This is a genomic window from Pedobacter antarcticus, assembly GCF_900103515.1.
In the GTDB taxonomy this organism is placed as follows: Bacteria; Bacteroidota; Bacteroidia; order Sphingobacteriales; family Sphingobacteriaceae; genus Pedobacter; species Pedobacter antarcticus.
This window is the reverse complement of sequence record NZ_FNGZ01000003.1, coordinates 262079-283795: the sequence shown is the minus strand read 5'-3', so window position 1 is coordinate 283795 and position 21717 is coordinate 262079. Positions and strand designations below refer to the sequence as shown.

The following is a 21717-nucleotide window of genomic DNA, read 5'->3' as shown; positions in this document are numbered from 1 at the left end:
TTTCGGGTAAATTATAATTTGAGATGGGTAAGCTAACAAAAAAAAGGGTTTCTCCTGCCTTGAAGCAAAAGAAACCCTCTCTACATTTAGAACTTAAATAGCTTAACGTTCAGCAGGCGTAAAGATTTGCTCTACCAAGTACCAGTTATGATCTGCCTGACGCTCATAAACAAAAATATAGTTGAAGCTTTCTCTCAGGTCTGTACGATAATCAATAGTAGCCAGGCCATAGGTATAAGCCAGATCACCACCCGGTGCTTTATTAGCAACCGTAGTCTTCAGGTTCATCTTATCTACAAAGCTGTTATAAAAAGCAACAATTTTGTCTTTACCAATTACCGGCTCATAACCAGGAAATGAAACTCTAGCCTCTTTGGCCAGAAAACCACCAAAAGCAGCTACACCATACGATTTCAAAGTCGCATTTAAAGTTTTTTCAGTGGTATTGATAATTTCTCTTCCAGCAGAAATTTGTTTTTCATCGCCATATTTCGGTTTAAAATAATCCTTAGGCTCTACAAACTCAGCTTTAGCTACTTTAAGAGGTTTATTATGCGTGGTCTCCATATCCATCAGTACTTCCCAACGGTTCGCCACTGCCTTCCAAATAGTCAGGTACTGACCATAAGTTTTCTCAGCTCCGTCTTTTGTGTACCCCCCGCTTGAAAAACCCCAGTCTCCGCTTCTGGAAACCCTGGCATAATCCACATTCCGGCTTAGATTTTTTTCATTTGATTGTGTCGAATAATATGTTTTTGCATTCACCGGATTTGGCCTGAACACCAGTGCATTTGAGGCACTATGTGAAATAAAGGCAGATTTAACGCCATCTTTCGCTGCATCTGCAGCAAAGTCTTCTCCAGCTTTAGCCAGTGATTTTGTCGTGCCATCAGATTTCTGTGCAAAAGCAGACAGAGACAGGCCGGCAGCCATCAGGGTACAGATCATTCTGTTCATCATATTGATAGGGATATATTTAATTAATATTTATAGTTTATTCCAGGTCGTACCTTCTTTGCTGTCTTTTAACTGGATGCCCATCTCCTGCAATCCTATTCTTATTTTATCCGAGGTAGCATAATCTTTATTCTCTTTTGCATTCTTACGGATATCAATAACCATATCTAAAACGGCATTCAGCTCTAAATTAGAACTTTCTTCGTCTTTTAGACCAAAGATATCGTAGACAAACTCTTGCATCAACTGTTTTAAAGCTATCAATTGTTCCGCAGAAATCTTAGCTTTTCCATCATAAACAGTATTAATGAGTCTTGCTGCTTCAAATAACTCAGCAATAACCACCGGACTGTTAAAATCGTCACTCATCGCCTGAATGCAGCGGGATTTTAATCCTGCCACGTCGATTTCGCCATCTGCTGAAGGCTCTAGTTTATCCAACAGGTTCAACGCGTTCATTAATCTTCTAAAACCTTTCTCCGATGCCTCCAGTGCATCATTTGAAAAATCTAGTGTACTTCTGTAATGCGCCTGCAACATAAAGAATTTTACGGTCATCGGACTATATCCTTTACGTAATAATGGATGCGCTCCCTTAAATAATTCGAGGGGAAGAAATCCATTTCCTGCCGACTTGGACATTCTGGTTCCGTTAACGGTTAACATATTCGTATGCATCCAGTATTTGGCCGGCTGTTGATGGTAGCATGCCTCTGACTGCGCAATTTCATTTGTATGATGAGTTGCGGCAAGATCCATTCCCCCGCCATGAATGTCGAACTGTTCGCCAAGATACTTAGCACTCATGGCAGAACATTCAATATGCCAGCCTGGAAAACCTACTCCCCATGGAGAAGGCCAGCGCATTAGCGTTTCGGGCTTTGCTTTAATCCATAAAGCAAAATCTAAACGTCCCCGCTTCTCGTCCTGCCCACCCAGTTCTCTGGTATTGGCCAGCATATCTTCGAGATTTCTATTGGTTAAAACTGTGTAATTGTATGTTTCACTATATTTTTCTACATCAAAATAAACAGTACCATTAATTTCATAGGCATAACCGTTCGCAATAATTTCCTTGATCATTTCGATCTGCTCCAGGATGTGTCCGGTTGCAGTAGGCTCTATGCTTGGAGGAAGTGTATTGAACATCCTCAGGACATCGTGAAATCCAAGTGTATATTTCTGCACGATTTCCATTGGTTCCAGCTGCTCCAGCTTAGCACGCTTTGCAAATTTATCATCTCCCTCATCACGATCACCTTCAAGGTGACCTGCATCGGTAATATTACGTACGTAGCGAACTTTATAGCCCAGGTATTTAAGGTATCTGAAAATTAGATCGAAGGAAATAAAAGTACGGCAGTTTCCCAGATGGACATCACTGTAAACTGTAGGCCCGCAGACATACATCCCCACATGAGGTGCATTTACAGGTTCAAAATTCTCCTTTTTACGGGTTAGGGTGTTATATAATTGTAAGCCTTTGTCCATTTTTTATGTGCATTTAATTAAAAGGGCCCTGCAAAAATCTATTCTTTGATACAATCTGCAAAAAACAGCATTCAGATAGCCCTGAAGCGCCCCGCAAAGTTAAAAATTTATAGGTATGATCTTGTAGATTTAAATTGACTTAATCAATTTTCAGGTCACTTCTTACAGGGAAATGATCTGAGAGCTTCGCATTGATAATATGATAGTTCATCACACTGACTGCAGGCGTAACCGCTATATAATCTATTTGGAAGTTAGGGAATTTTCCGTTATAAGTTCTTCCAAGCCCTGTACCCTGCTCTATAAAAGTGTTTTTTAATGATTTTGTCATTTGGGTCACTGCATAAGAAGCCGGAGTATCGTTAAAATCACCAGCGATCAGGTAAGGTGTTTTGCAGGTAGACATGTGAGCCTTCATGATATCAACTTGTGCACTTCTTTTTAGAAATGCAGTCTTAAGCATATAGGCGATCCGCTTCGCGGGAGTGATCTCGGGTTCCATTTTTGTTTTAACCTGGTCGAGATAAGTATAATCCTGTTTATCAAATGCGATAGATTGCAAATGAACATTATAGACCCTGAAAAGCTTTTCGTTTATTTTAAGATCGACATAGATACTGGCATTTCCGTTGTGATTGGTACTAAACAAAATGCTTCCTTTATCTTTTATCGGGAATTTGGAAAATATTGCCAGTCCGGTAGCCTCGTAATCATTAGATGAAGTCGGAACGAAATAATAAGAATGGGTTTTAAGCATTTGTTTCAGGCTGTCGGTAATTGCAAAAGTGCCTTTGTTCCTTGTGTAATATTCCTGAAAACATAAAATATCCGGATCCTGTTCCCTTACGACATTCAGCATTTTTTCTTTGATCAATTCGTTATTGCTCTCCCCGTAAGGTTTAAAGCTATGCACGTTATAGGTCATCATCCTAACCAGACCTTCTTTTTTCGGCCCGTCGCCGGTGTTTCCGGTAAAGCCCACAGTTGCAATCAGCGTATGCCAGCCACTAAGGATCAACAGCACAGTTAATACAGGGTAGATTAGTTTTTTTCTACTGATCCATATAAAGATCATGATCACATTGAGCAGCAAAAAGAAGGGATATGCCAATCCGAAGAAAGCGAACCATTTTACCTGGCGGGGATCAGTATAACCAGCCAAAATACCAAATAGCAAACCTAGAGCAGCTATTACAGCAATAACCAGATATACAAAGCCCAGATATGATCCTTTATTTCTTCTCATTTTAATTCCCCTGCCGGATAATTATTCTTTACTTGCCCTGAATAAAATCGCTTTTTCTGCTGTAGTCAGCTTATCATATCCAGATTTAGAGACCTTATCCAGAATTGCATCTACCGCAGCCTGGTTCGCCTGGTCTTTCTGCTGTTTATTTTTCTTCGTACTTGTTTCGTTTTTTACGACTTTAAGTTTTGGTTTAGGTTTGAACCAGTTACTCCAGTCTTTTCCGCTCCTTAGAAGTTTAATATAAGTAAAACCTGTCAGCGCGCCGCCAAGATGGGCAAAACTATCCGCCGCATTCATCGAAGCCATTCCGATCAGGTCAATTGCAATATAAGCAAGAACCAGGTAAATCAGTTTGATCCTTCCGATAAACAACAGGCTTATCGTATAATCAGGAACCAATGTGATCGTCGCAACAGCGATAGCCATTACAGATGCAGATGCACCGATCAGTGTTGCCGTATAAACACTGTCTGAAAATACCGGAAAAACATGATAAGCGATTGCGAAAAAGAGCGCCCCTACTATTCCACCTGTCAGATAAACAAAATGAAACTGTCGGGGTTTAAGGAAATCCATGAAGATTTTACCTAACCAGAACAACCATAAACAGTTGAAAAGTGCCTGAAAGATATCTTTATGAAAAAACTGATAGGTCAGCAGGGTATAAAAACGTGTTGGCAATTGTTGCCAGTCAGCCGGGAAAGCAACATATGGCCTTACATAATCAATAAACCGGATGCCCGTATTGCCTGCGAGAAAAAAGGTTGTGCCAAATAATGCCATGGCTACAAACACGATTGTAATTAATCCAATATATAAATATACGGGGTTTCCGGAACGGAATACTTTATAAGTGACTTCCTCTAGTGCTTTCTTTTTACTCATGATAATCGTAGAATGTATTTTTGTCTTTCCAGAGTTTAACTAGTATAAAGCCCAGAATTGCACCACCCAGGTGTGCATAGTGTGCCACAGAGTCTCCCTGGAAACTTGCAACGCCTAGACTGAGTTCAATAAGTATATAAACCGGAATAATATATTTTGCTTTAACTGGAACTGGAATAAACATAATATACATTTCCGCATTTGGATACAACATACCGAAGGCAACCAGAAGACCAAATATGGCACCTGACGCACCAACCATCGGACCTGAATAGATACCTAGCAATGTTTGTCCGCTTTCCTGACTCAGTCCGCTAATGTTAAGAGACGCCATGCCCCTCGCAATATCAATAGTGACAGCCCCCGGATTGATTGCCGAACCAGTCATCTGATAAACTTCAAACGCTTGTACACCCCACTGCAACGCGAGAGCACCTAAACCGGTAATCAGATAAAAATTAATGAACCTTTTTGCACCCCACCTGCTTTCCAGAACGGATCCGAACGAAAACAAGGCGAACATATTAAAAAGGATATGTGTAAAACCGCCATGCATAAACATGTAAGAGATTGGCTGCCATATTTTAAATAGTGGTGAATCGAAATAAAACGCACCCAGATAAAACGCGAGGTCGATACCTTTGGACTGGAAAACATAGGTGGCTGCAAAAAACAGCGCGTTTATAATGAGCAGGTTTTTGACAACCGGTGGTATATGAATATTGTTCATGCAAATTATTTATCAAATTTCTTATCTACTTCATTCATGGTCATAGTCTGAATTACAGGCTTTCCACTAATACTGAAATTAGGAGCTTTACAAGCGAAAAGTTGCTCAATCAACATATTCATTTCTTCCTGTCCCAAAACAGTACCGCTCTTAATAGCACTGTTTCTAGCCATACTTCTGGCCAGGGCATCTCTTTTACCGAGCTTAAGATCCTGCTGAGAATTCTTGAACCCTTCTATAAGGTGTTCAAATAACTGAGTCTCGTTTACTTGATTACTACCCAGATCTACAGGAATCCCTTCAATAACCAATGTGTTTTTTCCAAATTCGCGGACTTCAAACCCAAGACTCTTAATATCGTCAAGCAAGCTCTTTGCCAATTCGTAGTCATTCGGACTCAGTGTAACTGTTTGTGGAAAAAGACTTTGTTGAGAAGCTCCTTTTCTGTCTTCGAGATTAATACTAAAACGTTCGTACAAGATTCTTTCGTGTGCAGCCTGCTGGTCAATCAGCATCAAACCAGATTTGATCTGGGAAATAATATATTTGTTATGAAGCTGCATCAGCTGTTTCTGTACTGGTGCATATTGTGCTTCCGGACCATTACCCGGCAACTCCATTTTAACCTGTTCAGCCGGCTGACTTTCCGAAATCTCATACAGCGAACCCCAGTTCTTGGTTTGCTGTTGCTGTCTGCCCCCACCCTGATAAGATCCGACGCTGCTTTTTTCTACAGGAGCACTGTCATTCGCAAAAGGATTAAAATCAGGATTAAAGCTAATACTTGGCGGAACAATTTCATCCAGAGATTTTGGACTGATCATCCCACTGAAAGCAGATTCCTGATCAAAGTCTATGGTAGGACTGATATTGAACCTGCCCAATGAACGTTTTACTGCCGAATGTATAATTGCATAGATAGATTTTTCGTCGAGATACTTAATTTCTGTTTTCGTCGGATGTACATTTACGTCTATCTTGGCAGGATCTATATCTATAAAAAGCACGTAAAGCGGAAAATTATCTTCTGCCAGCAAATCTTCATAAGCTTTATTAAGTGCATGGTTAAGGTAGGAATCCTTAATGTAACGGTTATTCACAAAGAAAAACTGCTCACCCCTGGTCTTCTTGGCAAACTGAGGCTTACCAATAAACCCTTTCAGGTTAATTATAGTCGTTTCTTCCTCAACAGGAATTAGTCTTTCATTGTAATTATTACCGAACAAATGAACAATCCTTTGTTTAAGCGAAGAAGCAGGTAAACGATATACTTCCAGACCGTCATGATTAAGACTGAAGGAAATTGCCGGATTTGCCAGCGTGATGCGCTGAAATTCATCAACAATATGACGCATCTCTGCCGGATTACTTTTCAGAAAATTTCTTCTGGCCGGCGTATTGAAAAAAAGATTTTTAACGCAAATACTGGTACCAGCTACTGCAGCTACGGGTTCCTGACTAATGAAGGTTGAACCTTCTACACAAACCAGTGTACCCAGTTCATCTTCATGACGCCTGGTTTTAAGTTCCACCTGTGAAATTGCAGCAATGGAAGCCATAGCTTCTCCTCTGAAACCCATTGTCCGGATAGCAAAAAGATCTTCGGCTTTACGCACTTTAGAGGTAGCATGACGTTCAAAGCATTTTCTCGCATCTTTAACGCTCATACCACATCCATTGTCGATAACCTGGATCAGGCCTTTACCCGCATCCTTGAGGATCAGCTGAATCTTATTTGCCCCCGCATCAATTGCATTTTCCATCAACTCTTTTACTGCCGATGCGGGCCTTTGGACCACCTCTCCGGCAGCAATCTGGTTCGCAACACTCTCGGGTAAAAGTTGTATTATATCTGACATTTATTTCTATCCTAAAGGTTGCTAATTTAACTAAAATAAGCCTTACACATAAATCTTTTCCGATTAAATACCATTTAATGAAAACGCATTTAAGCATTTTATATATTTAGAGTTCAGATTTACGTTAGCCCTTTATGTTCAAAACCAATATGATCCGAAGCCTTGCAATATGCCTTGGCGCTATTATTTCTTTAAGTGCCTGTGCACAGCAGCAGCATCAAAGAAACGACGATCTACTGAAGAATGATTACAACATTCTCCATCAGACTGTCCTGCTGAACAATCAAACCGGACAAATCCCAATTCAGTGCCTTGATCAGAAAAACATTGCCGCGGTAAGTCTGGGGTATAATTTCGAGCTCGTTGCAGATAGTCTGCTGAATAAATATGCAAAAGTAACTCCTTTCCATCTTTCACCAGCAGCAACTGAACAAGCGTTACTCCAACTGGAAGACGACCTGAAATATTACAATACGGTTATTATTTCAGTAGACTCCAGGCTCGGCAGTCAACTGATCTATCGCAATTTCATCTTTGCCATGGCAAAAACAAAACTGGTAGTTCTTAACCTTTATGGAGACGCTGCAGTACTCAATAGTTATGACCAGCTGAATGCTCCGCTGATCTATTGTCCGGACTATACCGCTGCGTCGGCGGCACTGGTTCCTCAGCTGATCTTTGGAGGTATTCCCGCCACCGGCAAACTTAGTCAGACTTATTCTGCCCGCTATACTGCAGGCTCCGGTTTTAGCACCACGGCCACAAGGCTTAAATATACATTACCGGAAGACGCCGGCGTTAATGCAGAGGATTTGCTGGAAATTGACCAGATCACTGCTGAGGCTATCCGGGCAAGGGCTGCTCCGGGCATGGTTGTACTAGTCGCTAAAGATGGAAAGGTTATTTTTAATAAAGCTTATGGTCAGCATACCTACGATGGCCCCCCTGAACAGGTGGGTGATATCTTTGACGTGGCTTCAATTACCAAAATCAGTGCGACAACACCTATGGTTATGCGTCTGGTGGAAGAAAAAAAGCTAAATCTGGATACCAATATCGGCGCATATATCGCACTGGCCCGGAAAACACCTATGAATAATATCAGAGTCCGGGACGTGATGCTTCACCAGGCCGGGTTCATCCCATATATTGCTTTCCAGGATGCGGTGAAGCCAGCTGATCACAGCAGTGACTCTTCCGCTGCATTCCCAACTAAAGTTGCCGATGGTTATTATATCCGGAAAGATTACTTCAGAGATGTCATGTGGCCCAGAATGTTGAATGCGCCGATACGCACTCCTGGAAAATATGTATACAGTGACATCAGCATGTATGTGATGAAAGACATCGCCGAACATCTGAGCGGCGAACAGTTAAATGTCTATGCACAGGAAAACTTCTATCTCCCGCTCGGCATGCAGACAGCCGGCTTTCTACCGAGGAACCGCTTTGACAGGAACCGGATCATTCCAACTGAAAACGATACTTATTTCAGGAATACATTACTCGTAGGTTATGTACATGATCAGGGTGCTGCGCTGGTCGGTGGCGTGTCAGGACATGCAGGCTTATTTGCCAGTACCAATGATCTTGCTATTCTTTATCAGATGATGCTTAACAAAGGAACTTATGGCGGTCTGAGGTATTTCCAGCCACAGACTGTTGAAACCTTCACAAGCCGGCAATCCAATGTTAGCAGGCGCGGCCTGGGATTCGACCGCTGGGATCCCGATCTTACGAAAAAATATCCGTCCGCTACGGCTTCGCCCCAAACCTATGGACATACCGGCTACACCGGAACAGCCGTCTGGGTAGACCCTGCACGTGGCCTGGTCTATATCTTCCTTTCAAACAGGGTTAACCCTGCGGTGACTGACAAATTGGTTAAAATGGGCATCCGCTCCCGGATTCAGGACGTTATTAATACAGCAGTTGACAAACAACTGCATAAATAAATTGTATTTTTTCTTCCTCAGAAACAGGGAGATATAAGTAGCAAACCATTTTAAGGACCGAATTATTTTGGATTCAGCCAGTTTTCCTCTATAATTGCAAACGCTTAGCGAAAGCTAATCAGGCCTTCTTAGCTCAGCTGGTAGAGCAACTGACTTGTAATCAGTAGGTCATTGGTTCGATCCCGATAGAAGGCTCCTTAAAAAAGGCTGATCACAACGATCAGCCTTTTTTTTATTTCTGCCCAAACGGGCAAGCCAGGCACTCTATAGTTATATCATCTTTTGGTTTCATTCGGGTCTTGCTCGGGTTTGTTCACTAAGTACCCACACCATTGCAAATATCAGTAGGGTCTCGTGGTTAATGCATGTTAAATAGCGTGTAATTATAAACCATAAGTCTATTAAAGCAAAAAGCCGGACTCTTTTAAAAGCCCGGCTCTAATATAGTTTAAGCAATTTTTTATTTTTTAAGTCCTATCTCTCTGAGTCTTTCATCAAGATATTCACCTGCAGTCATATCAGTATAAACCTTAGGATGTGCTTCGTCAATACATGAATCCAAGCTGGTCAGATCCATATCTGAACGGGGATGCAAAAAGAATGGCACAGAAAAACGAGAAGTTTTCATAAGCTCACGCGGAGGATTAACCACACGGTGCGTCGTAGAACGCAACTTGTTATTAGTTAGGCGCTGCAGCATATCACCTACGTTAACCACGATATCGGAATGATGCGCTTTAATCGGCAACCATTCATTACTTCTTGTTAAAACTTCCAATCCATCTGCACTGGCACCGATTAACAACGTAATTAGATTGATATCTTCGTGTGCGCCTGCCCGAACTGCGTCAGGAGCAATTGCATCTGGATTCTCAATCGGAAAATAATGAATACCGCGGAGAATTGAATTTCCATTATGTACATGCTGGTCAAAATAATCTACAGGCAGTTCCAAATAGGTTGCAATTGCAGAAAGCAGATGCTTACCGTTATCTTCCAGCTTTTTATAAATTTCCGTGGTAATTGAGTTAAATTCCGGGAGCTCTGCCAATACTTCGTTATCCGGATATTGAGCTTTTACCGGATCACCGTCAGTAACGGTCTGGCCAATTTGCCAGAATTCTTTCAAGTCTGCAGTTTTCGCACCTTTTGCAGTCTCCTTACCCGGGCTTGTATAACCCCGTTGTCCTGCAAGCTCCGGCTTTTCATATTGTGCTTTTTGCGCAGGAGACAAACTAAATGCAGCCTTAATCTGCTCATATAACTGATCAATCAGTTCCTGGCTTAGCCCATGGTTTGTAATGGTTACAAAACCAGAGTCATTAAATGCCCGGCCAAGTTCGTCGGAAAACTTTTTACGCTCCTGCGATGTTCCGTTAATATAGGATCCCAGATCAAGGGTTGGAATATATGGTGTACTCATAGGTATGTTTTTGAATAGAAACGAAATTAAAAAAGAATTGTGGATAAATATCAGTTTTCAACGTTAAAGTCCCGTATTTGATTTAAAAACAGGAATTTAAGTTATTAACATTTCAACCACTAATTTTGATTTTATCAGGTAATTGTCAATTTAAGACGATTAAGCCATTCTAGGAAACCAGATGACGAATATGTACGTATAAATCAGTAAAAATCGTTTATTATCGTATAACTCCTATTCACATGAAATATTTAGCCACCATGATTCTTATTCTCTTAGCTTTCGAAGGCGCAGATGCGCAGAGTAAAACACAGAAAGCCACTTTCGGCATGGGTTGTTTTTGGTGTTCGGAAGCTCTTTTTGATCGCCTCGACGGCGTGACTGCAGTACGTTCCGGTTATGAAGGGGGTGCTATACCAAACCCATCCTACGAAGATGTGTGCACTGGTACCACCGGACATGCGGAGGTAATCGAAGTAACTTTTAATCCGGCGAAAATCAAATATGATGAACTGCTCGAAATATTCTGGAAAAGCCATGATCCTACAACGCTAAACCGTCAGGGAGCAGATGTTGGTACACAATACCGTTCTGTAGTCTTCTATAACAGTCCTGAGCAAAAAGCAACTGCAGAAAAATACAAAGCAGAGCTAAACAAGACGATGGCATTTGGTAAACCTGTAGTTACTGAGATCGCAAAAGCACAACCGTTTTATGTTGCGGAAAGCTATCATCAGGATTATTTCGCTAAGAACTCTAATCAACCTTACTGCCGTCTGGTTGTTCAGCCGAAAATAGAAAAGCTGGAAAAAATCTTCAAAGCAAAACTCAAAAAGTAAGCCTTCGAACAACAATAAGCATATCATACAGACAATAAAAAAGAGGGCTTGCATGCAAGCCCTCTTTTTTATTGTCATCTGTCAAAGATTTACAAACTAAGGAAACTTAACTCCTCTGTATTTCGTTACATCAACAATCGGGATACCAGACGCATAAGTCTTATTAATAGATCTTATAAATTCATTAGCTACGATCGCATAACCTAGTGGGGTTAGATGGATGCCATCCAGGGAGAAAATATTACCTGTAATATAAGCAGCACTCACCTCTGCGCCATTTACCATTTTACCGGCAGCGTATTCTTTAAAGATCGCATAGGTATCAACAACCGCCAGCTGCTTGGCCGCAGCAACAGATTTAATGGTTTGGTTATAGTAAGTAACATAATCGGCAACTTTAGCAGCTTCCGCCTCGTCCAGTACATATTGACTTTCTATTGGATTTAAAGGATGTAAACCATACGGAATACCCGATCCGTTTGGTTTCCCCAGAAGGCCTGCTGAAGAGAAGGGAAGAATGAAATAATCTTTAGCAGTTGCCGGCCTGACATCTCCTGCTCCCGTCTTAATATATAGAGATGTTACTGTCGGAGCACTCGCCTGTACACCTTTTAGCAAAGCAGCCAGTGTTACTGTTGTAAAATAAGGTGTGCTCAATACGTCTGGAATAGTTGCGACAACACCTTTTGCACCGTTTGCAGTCATTCTGCTGGCAGCTAAATTATATAGCGCAGTGAATGTTGCTTTATCGGTAGGCTGGTCTGCAGGTGAAGCACCACCCGTAGTCGCATAACCCAGGATATCGTTATTTCCAAGCCAAAGGCTAAAAAATGTAAATGGTTTTTCTGTTACGAAATCAATGTATGCTGTGTTATTAGTCGGAGAGTTTCCCGGAAGGAGGCGTTCGAAATATCCATTCAGGTTACCGTAAGGCTTATAAGTGATCTGGCCCAGTTTTATACCCGGAACCCCATAATTGTTAATTTCGCCGGAATACTTGGTCATCAGGGTGACCTTTCCAAAATCAGGAATAGTAATCACATCCCTAACGGCCTGAGCGGCTACATCTGTTATTACAGGATCTCCGGCTGCGGTAAAGGAAGACAACTTTTTATAACCTGTACCATCAGCCTGTGCGTCGTTAAAGAATGGTGTATAAAATTCTCCCCCGCCAACCGTTTTCATCTGTGTGGCTATCATGCCAGGAAACGAATTTTTCTGCCCATCCAGGTATAAGCCGCCGTCTGCAAATCCAGAAGTCAGAGAATTTCCCACGGCTATATAACGGCTGAAGTCCGCATTGCCCTGAGTTGGAGTAACCGTTTTCAATTCCGGTTTGCAGGATGCCAGCGAAAGCAGCGCTACTGCAAATATACTTTGATATATAATATTCGATTTCATGTTATTTATTGCTGAAGAGATTAACTACCATTTATAAGATAAAGAGATACCAGGGATATACGCGACTGTTTTAAATTCACCGCTTAAGCCTGTTTCAATGTTGGTTTCATTTCTTGCTTTCACGTTTTCATACAGGAAAGAAAAATCAATCTGGAATCTTTCAGACGCTTTATAACCCAGACCTGCACTCAGCAGAATACGGTTTGCATCCGGAACCTCCGGGGTGACATAACCCTTACCTACCGGTGTAAAGGCATAACCTACACCCGCCCGTAATGCAAGTTTCGATGTCGCCTGATTTTCAATTCCCACGCGAAGTGCGGCAGCATCATGATAGTTTCTCGGAGATACCGTGTTCTCGATTCTGTCATTATTATTATAGATAAAGGCCAGCTCTTTATATTTATTCCAGTGCACCCAGTTTGCATCGACAGCAATCGTTGTTTTCGCAGACGGGTAAAATCCTAAACCGATTGAAGTTGTAGCTGGTAAAGGTAAGGCTGCACTGAACTTTGTCGGGAAAGATGACCGTAGTGCATCGGGTACGTTAAAAGTTGCATCACCGTCTTTCACATTCGCAGTAACCTGCGAACGGTGGGTTATACCAATAGAAACTCCAGAAATCGTTTTAATATAAATACCAGCGTTCCAGCCAAAATCATGGGAATCACCCTTTAATTTAACATCTCCCTGTCTACCGTCATTCAATGTCAGCGGAACTGCCCTACGCAAATCGACCTTTCCCATCGAATAAACCAGACCACCACCAATACCGATCTGATCTGTAATTTTTATACTAATTGTAGGCTGCACATAAATAGCCTGTAAATCCAAAGAGGTAATTGCGTATTTACCCGTCCAGTCTTCCTTCCAGTGCATCGCACCACCAAATGGTGTGTAAATACCCAATCCAAACCTTATCCGGCCCTGAGGGTTACCAAACACAGCATACCCCATGATCGGTGTAGCGATCTTATCCTTATTATACTCTGTTATATTAGAACCGTTTTCACGAAAGGCCGTTTTGAGATACAACGGACTTATACCCGCCTGAACTCCATTTTTCTCCAGAAAGGAGACAGCCCCCGGATTAAAGAATACAGCTGCTTCGTCCATGGCGACGCCCGTTCCTGCCCCGCCCATTGCAGTTTGTTTCTGTCCCTGCAAGTTGACCTGAAAGGATTGTGCGAAACCCAGAACAGGTAGAACAAGCAGCACACTTAGTAGAATCTTTTTCATATTTGGTTAGAGTTAAAATGAATTGCTGATGATGTATAAAGCTAAAATTCAGCTGTTTTGTTTCATCAGAAACTTAAAAATGATTTTGCAAAGCCATCGTATACGTTATGCATGCATAGTATTACGAGTTTAATAAAAAATCCTCCATGATCCAAATGTTCCATCACATTTATTTTTGGAACTATCATTAGAAAGTAAAATCAGAAAATGAATTCTATCGATTAATATAACATGCATACATTTGTTAACACCGTTAGCTTAACAAGCCAAACTGCTACATTAGAACTCAAAAAATTATTAATATGACTACATTCTCAAACGCCCTTAACTGGCGTTATGCAACAAAAAAAATGAATGGCGAAAAAGTTAGCCAGGATAAGGTAGACCAGATTTTAGAAGCAGCTCACCTGGCTCCAACGTCTTCAGGTCTACAGCCGTTCCGCGTAATTGTTGTAACCAACCCTGCTCTGAAAGCTCAGATCCAGCCAATTGCATTTGGTCAGGCGCAAATTGTAGATTCTTCCCACCTGCTAATTTTCGCAGCATGGGATAATTATACAGAAGAACGGATCCGTGGCGTATTCTCCCATGCCAACCAGGAACGTGGTTTACCCGATGAAACTCCTGGTGATTATGAGGTAATGCTAACTTCGACCTACACCGTCAGAACCCCGGAAGAAAATTTCCAGCATGCAGCGAGACAGGCCTATATCGGATTCGGGATGGCCATTGCGCAGGCAGCTTTACTGGAAGTAGATGCAACACCAATGGAAGGATTTAATGGTCCGGAACTGGACAAATTATTGGGTCTGGAGTCCAAAGGACTACGCAGTGTTACATTATTGCCATTAGGTTACCGCGATCCTGAAGGTGATTGGTTAGTAAAACTGAAAAAAGTACGTACGCCGATGGAAGATTTTGTAATTCATTTTTCTTAAGCTAAAAGAATCCCAGCCTGGAAATACAATGGCATAATTCAGACGTTAATTGGAAAAGAGGAGCCTTTAAAGGGCTCCTTTTTCTTATTTAAGGAATTTGTATATTGTAAAAATATGTTAAACATACCGGACTGATAAGGATGCTCTTACATTAATCAATATCTTAGTCCGGTTAAATCTGTATTATTAAGCCATTCATGAAATACTTTAAAACCTCCTTTGCCTTATTTATACTTTTCCTTTCTCTCGGTTATCAGGCATCTGCACAGCAGGATACGACGATTCTAAAAAACATACTGGACAAGTCTAAAATGATTGCAGAGCAATATCCGGCAGAAAAGGTATACCTGCATTTTGATAAACCTTATTACAGCGTTGCAGATACCTTGTTCTTTAAAGCCTACCTTACTTTCGACCAGAACCTGCCATCAGCACTAAGTAAAATCGTTTATGTCGATGTATTGAATAGTCAGGATTCACTGGTTAAATCTTTAAAGCTTCCGGTGAACAACAGCGTTGCATTCGGTAGCCTGGAGTTGGACATGACGAACTTTAAGCAGGGAAATTACTACGTCAGAGCTTATACACAATGGATGTATAACTCTAGTTCTGACTATTATTTTCATAAGACAATTCCTATAGGAGAAGCTATTGACAAAAAGGTGATTACACACTTTAATTATAAGTCAAGCCAGAGTGACAAGGGGCAGACTATAGATGCGCAGATTCAGTACAAAAATTTAGATAAAATTGCCATGGCCGGTAAACCTGTCAGCTGGTCAGTAACCTCCAATTATGAAGTTATCGGCAGAGGGCGGGGAGTTACAGACCAAAACGGTGTACTTAAGATCTCAGTACCGGCTAAAAAGAACCAGGTTATTACGAAAGCTAATCTGGTTACCGATCTGAAAATTAACGATACAGACAATGCTTCTAACACATTTGTCATGAAACCCAAAACCGGGGCCAATGATATTCAGTTTTTCCCTGAAGGCGGAGAACTTATAGAAGGTGTTCCCACACAAATGGCTTTTAAAGCCGTTAATCCAAATGGTCTGGGTATAGACGCCACAGGGATAGTAACTGATGAAAGTGGAAATCAACTCGCAACTTTTAACTCAACTCATCTGGGCATGGGGTCTTTTTATCTCAATACAGAAAAGGGAAGAACCTATAAAGCCGCTATTACCTTTAAAGACGGCACTAAAAAAGTAGTAGAACTTCCAAAATCAAGTACCTCAGGAATTACCCTGCAGGCTGTGAATACGAGTCCGGATGTAGTCAATTTTAAAATTGTCGCCAACGATGCCTATTTCCAGGCAAACCAGGGAAAAGGGTTATATATAGTGGCTCAGAACGGAGGCCGTGTTTACTATGCTGCACAATCTAAACTGCAAACACAGGTAACCGCAGCTAAAATTCCTGCTGAAAAATTCCCTTCAGGTATTATACAGCTAACCTTATTCTCCTCAACAGGCGACCCCATAAGCGAGCGAATGATTTTCATTCTGCATCAGAATGCGATGAAGCTTTCAATGAAATCTGATCTGCCTTCTTATAAAGTCAGACAAAAGGTAAAAATGACCATCTCAGCCAAAGATTCAACGCAGAACCTTGCCGGTGATTTCTCGCTGAGTGTAGTCGATCAGCAAAAAGTTCCTGTTGATGAAAATACAGAAACCACTATTGTGAGTTCGTTATTACTTACCTCAGATCTCCAGGGGTTTGTTGAGCGCCCAAATTATTATTTTATAAAAACGGATGCAAAAAAACGGGCAGAGTTAGATATACTAATGCTAACACAAGGGTATCGCCGTTTCTCTTATAAGGATATCCTCGCCAATCGTTTTCCACAGACAACTTATCTTCCTGAGCAAGGTATAAACGTAAGTGGTATTTTAAGAGATAGAACTGGTATGCCTGTGAAAAAGGGTGCATTGAGATTAACGGGGCCGGGAAGAAGTGTCTCTGCAGAAACGTTAACTACTAATTCAGGTATATTTAATTTCAAAAACCTCGTTTTCGAGGATGGTCTGGAGTTACTCTTAAATGCCAAATACAGCGCCAATGGCAGTAATCTGATGATCATGCTGGATGAACAGGCTTTCCCGGAAGTGTCCGGCAATCCTGACGTGGCTACTGAAGTAATGAATATTGACAGTACATTATCAACCTATCTGGATAATAGTAAAAAACAATATAGTAACCTGCGTACACTGAAAGAAGTTCAGATTACAGGTGCCACAGTTAAAAAACCAAGTCATTCAGATCACCCTGCGTTAAGTGGTTTAAGCTCCGTGCCCGACCACCAGATTGACGGGGAAAGATTTAAAGACTGTAATGACCTGCTCACCTGTTTAAAAACAATGGCACTGGGCCTGACTTTTGACATAGACAAATTCTATGTTAACCGCGACTATCAGCAAGGAAACAGAACACCGGTTCAAATATTTATTAACGGTGCTCCTGTAGATGCCATTAACTTAAGCTCTGTAATGCCTGGTGAGGTAGAATCTGTCGAGATCTTTTTGAGAGACCAGTTGGGAATTACGTTTAAGAATTATAATGCCAATGGTATCCTGGTAATTAATACCAAGAAAGCCCCGAAATCTAATATGTCATTATCAGACTTAAAAAAAATGCTACCGGAAAACAATACCCTTAAGTTTATTCCAAGAGGTTACACCAAAGTGAGAGAGTTTTACGCACCGAAGTATACGACACAAACGAGTTCCTACACGGGTAATGATCTGAGAACAACTATTTACTGGAATCCTAAAATTCAGACCACCGAAGCTGGAGACACAGTAGTTGAATTCTATAATGCCGATGGTAAAGGTACTTACCGTGCAGTAATTGAAGGCCTGGATAAAAATGGAAACCCTGGTAGATTTATCTACAGGTATACGGTTAAATAAGTAAGCCGGTAATAATAAAAGGCAGTTTCTGATTACCCCCAAAAAGCTAAACACTTATTGGGGGTAATTTTTTTTATGGATAGAACAACATGACTTAGTTCTGGCACCTCAATCCCTCAGCGGTGATTATACCTTTGTAATAATATTCAGTACCGGAATGATCTTCATCGTCACGGCATTCCCATAAAGAATAATTACGGAGATAGCGATCCATTTCAGGATCTATTTTTACTCTTATACCTTCCGGCAGACGCAAGATCAATTCTACCTGTTGATCTCTCCAATTTGCTTTTTGCATTAACTGCAGTTCAGGACTAAATTGCAGCAGAGAGTCCTGCTGTGTAAAATCATAACGGATCTGCTTAGCCAGGTTTAATGCCTGCTCGAAGCTCCTTCCCTTGGAGCTGTAATTCCGAATCAGCTCCGGCTTACCGCTTTCACTTCTTTCAATCGTTAAGGATACATTCTTTGGTAAAGTAAAAGGACTCTCTTCCAGACTTCTAACCACAGCTCCTGCTTTTTCGGTCGTATCCAGATGGTAACGTAAACTGTCTTCTTTGCTAAAAAACATGCGGGTGTCCATTTTCAAGGTAAATTCAGGATAGCTCTTCAACTCATAATTTCGGGTAAAAGCCGCAGTGTCCTTAAATTCTGTCGTGGTTCTGGCTACATAAAATATGGTGAAAGACAACCCGGCAAGCCAGATAATCAGCATTCCGAAGGAGAGTGCTTTAGGAATTGAAACGGTATTAAAAGCTACCCGTACCGCAAATAGAATCAGCGCCAGTAATGGAATGGCAATTACCACAAATACAGCCAGCAGTAAATTATTAATTTCAGCGGCATCAACTAAAGTAAAAGGAAAGAAGCTATTCAATCCAGTGTTCCAAAACCCCATAGATGCAGCCAGTGCCCCTATTGTCGCCAGAAAGGCAATTGAACTGAAAATCATAATCAAGATCGCAATAATCTGAAGTAATTTCTTTCCAGTACCCTTCAGGAAAATGTCCATGACCTCAATAAATTCGGTGATAAACGTACCCGAACGTTTAACCATTGGCTGGATATGTGCATTGGCGTGTTGCAGATTATCCTTCAACTGGGCCAGTTCCTGGTCAAAATTCCTTTTGAACCCTTTCAGATTAACGGCTTCACCTTTCATTGCCATTCTTTCCGATCGGCTATGTGCCTTAGGGATAGTAATCCAGAGAATCAGATAAGCTAATACGCCGGATCCTCCCATCAAAGCAGTGATCACAGCGATTACCCTTAATATACTAACGTCTATTTTGAGATAATAACTTAAGCCGGAACAGACACCTGAAATCATCGCATCTTCTGTATCTCTATAGATCCTGCGTTCGCCAAAAACAGGTCTTTCTTCTTTGTCAGCAGTAAATACAGGTTGTTCTTCCTCTTCAGCATCTCCGAAATCACTTACGGACCCCATTAAACCAGTTACGACTTCGACGTCTTCTTTTTGAATAACTTGTTTGTGCTGTGCCTGCAAAATATCGGCAAACATTTCTGCGATTCTGTTCTCAATATCTTTTACAATCTCAAAATCGTCAGCACTTTTCCCAAAATGCTGCTTAACAGCGATCAGATATTGTGTGAGTATTTCATAGGCATCCTCCTCGATGTGAATAATGGAGTTCCCTATATTAATATTTAATGTCTTCTTCATCGGAATATATTTGTTTATGTCTTATTAATGTTTAGCCTGTTATCTATGGGGGCTTAGGATAGTGAAGCATTTTTTGCGTGATCAATAGCAAACGAGAGCTCCTGCCATGTCCCATCCAACTGCCCGAGTATTGCCGTGCCCTCGGGTGTTAGTACATAGTACTTTCTCGGAGGTCCGGAAGTCGATTCTACCCAGTTATAGCTGAGTAAGCCATTGTTTTTCAGTCGTGTTAATAATGGGTAAAGCGTTCCTTCCACAACCAACAGCTTGGCAGCTCTTAATTCTGCGATAATGTCCGAGGCGTATATCTCTCCTTTTGAGATAATCAGGAGCACACAATATTCAAGTATGCCCTTGCGCATTTGTGTTTGTGTATTTTCTGCAATCATAATACAAAGATATATGCTTTGTATAGTAATATGCAATACATAGTACTATATGAATACAAAATATAAATACAATTATTTGATAATCAGTTAAATAAAATTTGAATCAATAACTCATTTGATTCAAAATCATGGGAATTACATTAGAAAAATCCTGTTTTTAAATCCGAATTAAGAAATATTAGAGAAAAATTACTGAATTGAAGGATGATATTTAAAGAAATTAAGAGCTGGAAATAACAGGAATGTCATAGAAAAATTTAAATATCAACATCTTAGCAGATTCAAAGATTTTGGCGCACAGTTTGTTTATTCTTGATTGTACCTTTAAGAATTCGCTTATGTTAGTGAAATTAAGTTTATTATTTCCCCCTTTAGCCAGAAAGGACCGATCAGCAGAAAAAGCTGCATTAACCAAGAAACAATGGATCAATGCAGACCGGATAGTTATGCTTCTATTATTCCTGGGTGTGATTGCCGGAGCCATTTTATTTTCCTGAAACGGGACATAAGTCTTAAGATATAGTACTTATTTTTTTTAAGCGTTTGGAGACCCAAACGCTTTTTTTGTGTCTTATTTTCAGTCCATTAAGATTAAATGGACACAAAACATATTTTAAAGTAGTAATGTGTCAATACGATGTGCCTGAACGCGGCTCTGCAGGGTAGACCAGGAGTAAATGGTGAAGTGCCCATCCTGTGAAGCCACCAGCGCAATTGCACCATTCTGATCGTGAATAAACTGAGCGGCAGATAAATGTCTCGTTCCGCCAACTTTGGCGGGATGAATAAGGACAGCATCACCGCCGGCAATTGGCTCCATAAAGGACAGTTCCTCCACCGGTTCCTTTCCTTTTGCCCGCCCGATTTTAGCACCAAACGCGAGCAGTTCATAATCCGAAGTAATCACTGTCGCGCCGTCTACTGCAGTAAGTCCTGCCAGATGTTCCACTTCTCTTTTAAGTGCCGTCTGCCAAAAGATCTGACTTGCCTCCTTACGATCCTGCCTCAGCAGGTTCGACAGTCCGCCAAAAGCCGGCTGAACCCCGTATTGGATTGGCTTGATGATAGATTGCAACCAATTATTATTATCGCCCGGTACAACCAGTAAAGTGCCTCCACGCTGGTGCGACCTCATAGATACGGCGAGCTGGATCAATACATTAACGGTATCATTCCAATACGATGGCGCAGTAAGGTCAAGCAGGGAGAGCAGCATAGGCGGGCTGTCCGGAACATTAGCAGAGTTAGTATCTACAATTTTAATCTGATCTCCTTTAAGTACCGCAAGGTTCGTGAATTTACCAAATCCATATATTCTGCGGTGCTTAATAACCAGCAAAGCTGGTTCCGAAACGTCAAGAACAAAACAAAAATTAGGAATACTTGTGGTGGTTCCCCAGATGAATAACTCACCTTCTTCCTCCCAGATTCCTATATGGATACCAGCACGTTCCACTCCGGGTGCTATTTTAGTTAGTACCGCAGGATTAAGCGGAAGCCGCTGTTTAAACAACAAGGGATTTCCCGCCTGCGCGGGAGATAGAAAAGCAAGGGATATTTTAGGAGAATGTCCCTCTTCTTTCCGGATACTGGCCCAGAAAGTCACATCAATTATAGTCTCGACAATTTGTGCGGAGGGCAGCGGAGCCAGATCTTCTTCCCCGTTATCCCTGGCTTTCGCGAGGTGCTGCGCAAAAATAGCTTCTACTTTAGGAGCAATAATTCTGGCGGCCTGATACGTGGTTTTATCGAACATG

17 protein-coding genes and 1 tRNA gene are annotated in these 21717 nt (G+C 41.3%); 6 read left to right on the top strand and 12 right to left on the bottom strand.

Translation table 11 applies throughout. The features are described from left to right. Positions 1–102: 102 nt before the first annotated feature. The 6 genes from BLR53_RS08430 to mutL all read right to left on the bottom strand — a co-directional run bounded on the left by BLR53_RS08430 (position 103) and on the right by mutL (position 7171). Positions 103–960 carry a nuclear transport factor 2 family protein gene (locus tag BLR53_RS08430; protein WP_037443169.1) on the bottom strand — a complete coding sequence of 286 codons (858 nt, stop codon included), beginning with the start codon at positions 958–960 and terminating at the stop codon, positions 103–105. A 27-nt stretch (positions 961–987) separates the two neighbouring features. After that, complete coding sequence (cysS, locus tag BLR53_RS08425) at positions 988–2448, bottom strand: cysteine--tRNA ligase (RefSeq protein WP_037443171.1); 1461 nt, start codon at positions 2446–2448, stop codon at positions 988–990. 139 nt (positions 2449–2587) lie between these two features. Next, a complete protein-coding gene (locus tag BLR53_RS08420) occupies positions 2588–3694 on the bottom strand; it encodes an endonuclease/exonuclease/phosphatase family protein (protein WP_074588961.1) in 1107 nt (368 codons plus the stop codon). 21 nt (positions 3695–3715) lie between these two features. Then, positions 3716–4582 carry a rhomboid family intramembrane serine protease gene (locus tag BLR53_RS08415; RefSeq protein WP_037443173.1) on the bottom strand — a complete coding sequence of 289 codons (867 nt, stop codon included), beginning with the start codon at positions 4580–4582 and terminating at the stop codon, positions 3716–3718. Further along, positions 4575–5312 (bottom strand): rhomboid family intramembrane serine protease, encoded by a 738-nt coding sequence (locus BLR53_RS08410; protein ID WP_037443175.1) that lies wholly within the window; start codon positions 5310–5312, stop codon positions 4575–4577. Before BLR53_RS08410 ends, BLR53_RS08415 begins: the two co-directional genes overlap by 8 nt. Before the next feature lie 5 nt (positions 5313–5317). Beyond that, on the bottom strand, positions 5318–7171 hold the full coding sequence (gene mutL / locus BLR53_RS08405) for a DNA mismatch repair endonuclease MutL (protein ID WP_037443176.1): 1854 nt from the start codon (positions 7169–7171) through the stop codon (positions 5318–5320). Positions 7172–7305: 134 nt separating this feature from the next. Here mutL and BLR53_RS08400 point away from each other — a divergent pair, with 134 nt between their 5' ends. Next, positions 7306–9126 carry a serine hydrolase domain-containing protein gene (locus BLR53_RS08400; protein WP_074588957.1) on the top strand — a complete coding sequence of 607 codons (1821 nt, stop codon included), beginning with the start codon at positions 7306–7308 and terminating at the stop codon, positions 9124–9126. Positions 9127–9248: 122 nt separating this feature from the next. Further along, positions 9249–9321 (top strand) — tRNA-Thr (locus BLR53_RS08395). 265 nt (positions 9322–9586) lie between these two features. Here BLR53_RS08395 and BLR53_RS08390 read toward each other — a convergent pair. Continuing rightward, entirely contained in the window at positions 9587–10549 is a 963-nt protein-coding gene (locus tag BLR53_RS08390; protein ID WP_074588953.1) for an isopenicillin N synthase family dioxygenase, read from the bottom strand. Between the two features lie 242 nt (positions 10550–10791). On the opposite strand from BLR53_RS08390, the gene msrA reads away from it, so the two are divergent. Continuing rightward, the gene (gene msrA, locus BLR53_RS08385) at positions 10792–11388 is read left to right on the top strand and encodes a peptide-methionine (S)-S-oxide reductase MsrA (RefSeq protein ID WP_037438019.1); all 597 of its coding nucleotides are present in this window, start codon (positions 10792–10794) and stop codon (positions 11386–11388) included. 96 nt (positions 11389–11484) lie between these two features. Here the strand turns inward: msrA and BLR53_RS08380 are convergent, their stop codons facing one another. Together BLR53_RS08380 and BLR53_RS08375 are read right to left on the bottom strand one after the other, a co-directional pair. Beyond that, a complete protein-coding gene (locus tag BLR53_RS08380; RefSeq protein ID WP_074588948.1) occupies positions 11485–12789 on the bottom strand; it encodes an SGNH/GDSL hydrolase family protein in 1305 nt (434 codons plus the stop codon). A gap of 24 nt (positions 12790–12813) precedes the next feature. Next, positions 12814–14028: an OmpP1/FadL family transporter gene (locus BLR53_RS08375; RefSeq protein WP_037438022.1), complete on the bottom strand. Its 1215-nt coding sequence runs from the start codon at positions 14026–14028 to the stop codon at positions 12814–12816. A gap of 302 nt (positions 14029–14330) precedes the next feature. Here BLR53_RS08375 and BLR53_RS08370 point away from each other — a divergent pair, with 302 nt between their 5' ends. Then, positions 14331–14966, top strand: a complete 636-nt coding sequence (locus BLR53_RS08370; RefSeq protein ID WP_037438023.1) for an NAD(P)H-dependent oxidoreductase — start codon at positions 14331–14333, stop codon at positions 14964–14966. A 197-nt stretch (positions 14967–15163) separates the two neighbouring features. After that, the gene (locus BLR53_RS08365; RefSeq protein WP_074588946.1) at positions 15164–17884 is read left to right on the top strand and encodes a hypothetical protein; all 2721 of its coding nucleotides are present in this window, start codon (positions 15164–15166) and stop codon (positions 17882–17884) included. Positions 17885–17978: 94 nt separating this feature from the next. On the opposite strand, the gene BLR53_RS08360 is transcribed toward BLR53_RS08365, so the two are convergent. Both BLR53_RS08360 and BLR53_RS08355 read right to left on the bottom strand, forming a co-directional pair. Further along, the gene (locus BLR53_RS08360) at positions 17979–19571 is read right to left on the bottom strand and encodes a PspC domain-containing protein (RefSeq protein ID WP_074588944.1); all 1593 of its coding nucleotides are present in this window, start codon (positions 19569–19571) and stop codon (positions 17979–17981) included. A 53-nt stretch (positions 19572–19624) separates the two neighbouring features. Beyond that, positions 19625–19960, bottom strand: a complete 336-nt coding sequence (locus tag BLR53_RS08355) for a PadR family transcriptional regulator (RefSeq protein ID WP_037438025.1) — start codon at positions 19958–19960, stop codon at positions 19625–19627. 338 nt (positions 19961–20298) lie between these two features. Here BLR53_RS08355 and BLR53_RS19930 point away from each other — a divergent pair, with 338 nt between their 5' ends. Beyond that, positions 20299–20457: a hypothetical protein gene (locus BLR53_RS19930; protein WP_157282749.1), complete on the top strand. Its 159-nt coding sequence runs from the start codon at positions 20299–20301 to the stop codon at positions 20455–20457. Positions 20458–20573: 116 nt separating this feature from the next. On the opposite strand, the gene BLR53_RS08350 is transcribed toward BLR53_RS19930, so the two are convergent. Further along, entirely contained in the window at positions 20574–21716 is a 1143-nt protein-coding gene (locus BLR53_RS08350; protein ID WP_037438026.1) for a putative sensor domain DACNV-containing protein, read from the bottom strand. Position 21717: the final 1 nt, after the last annotated feature.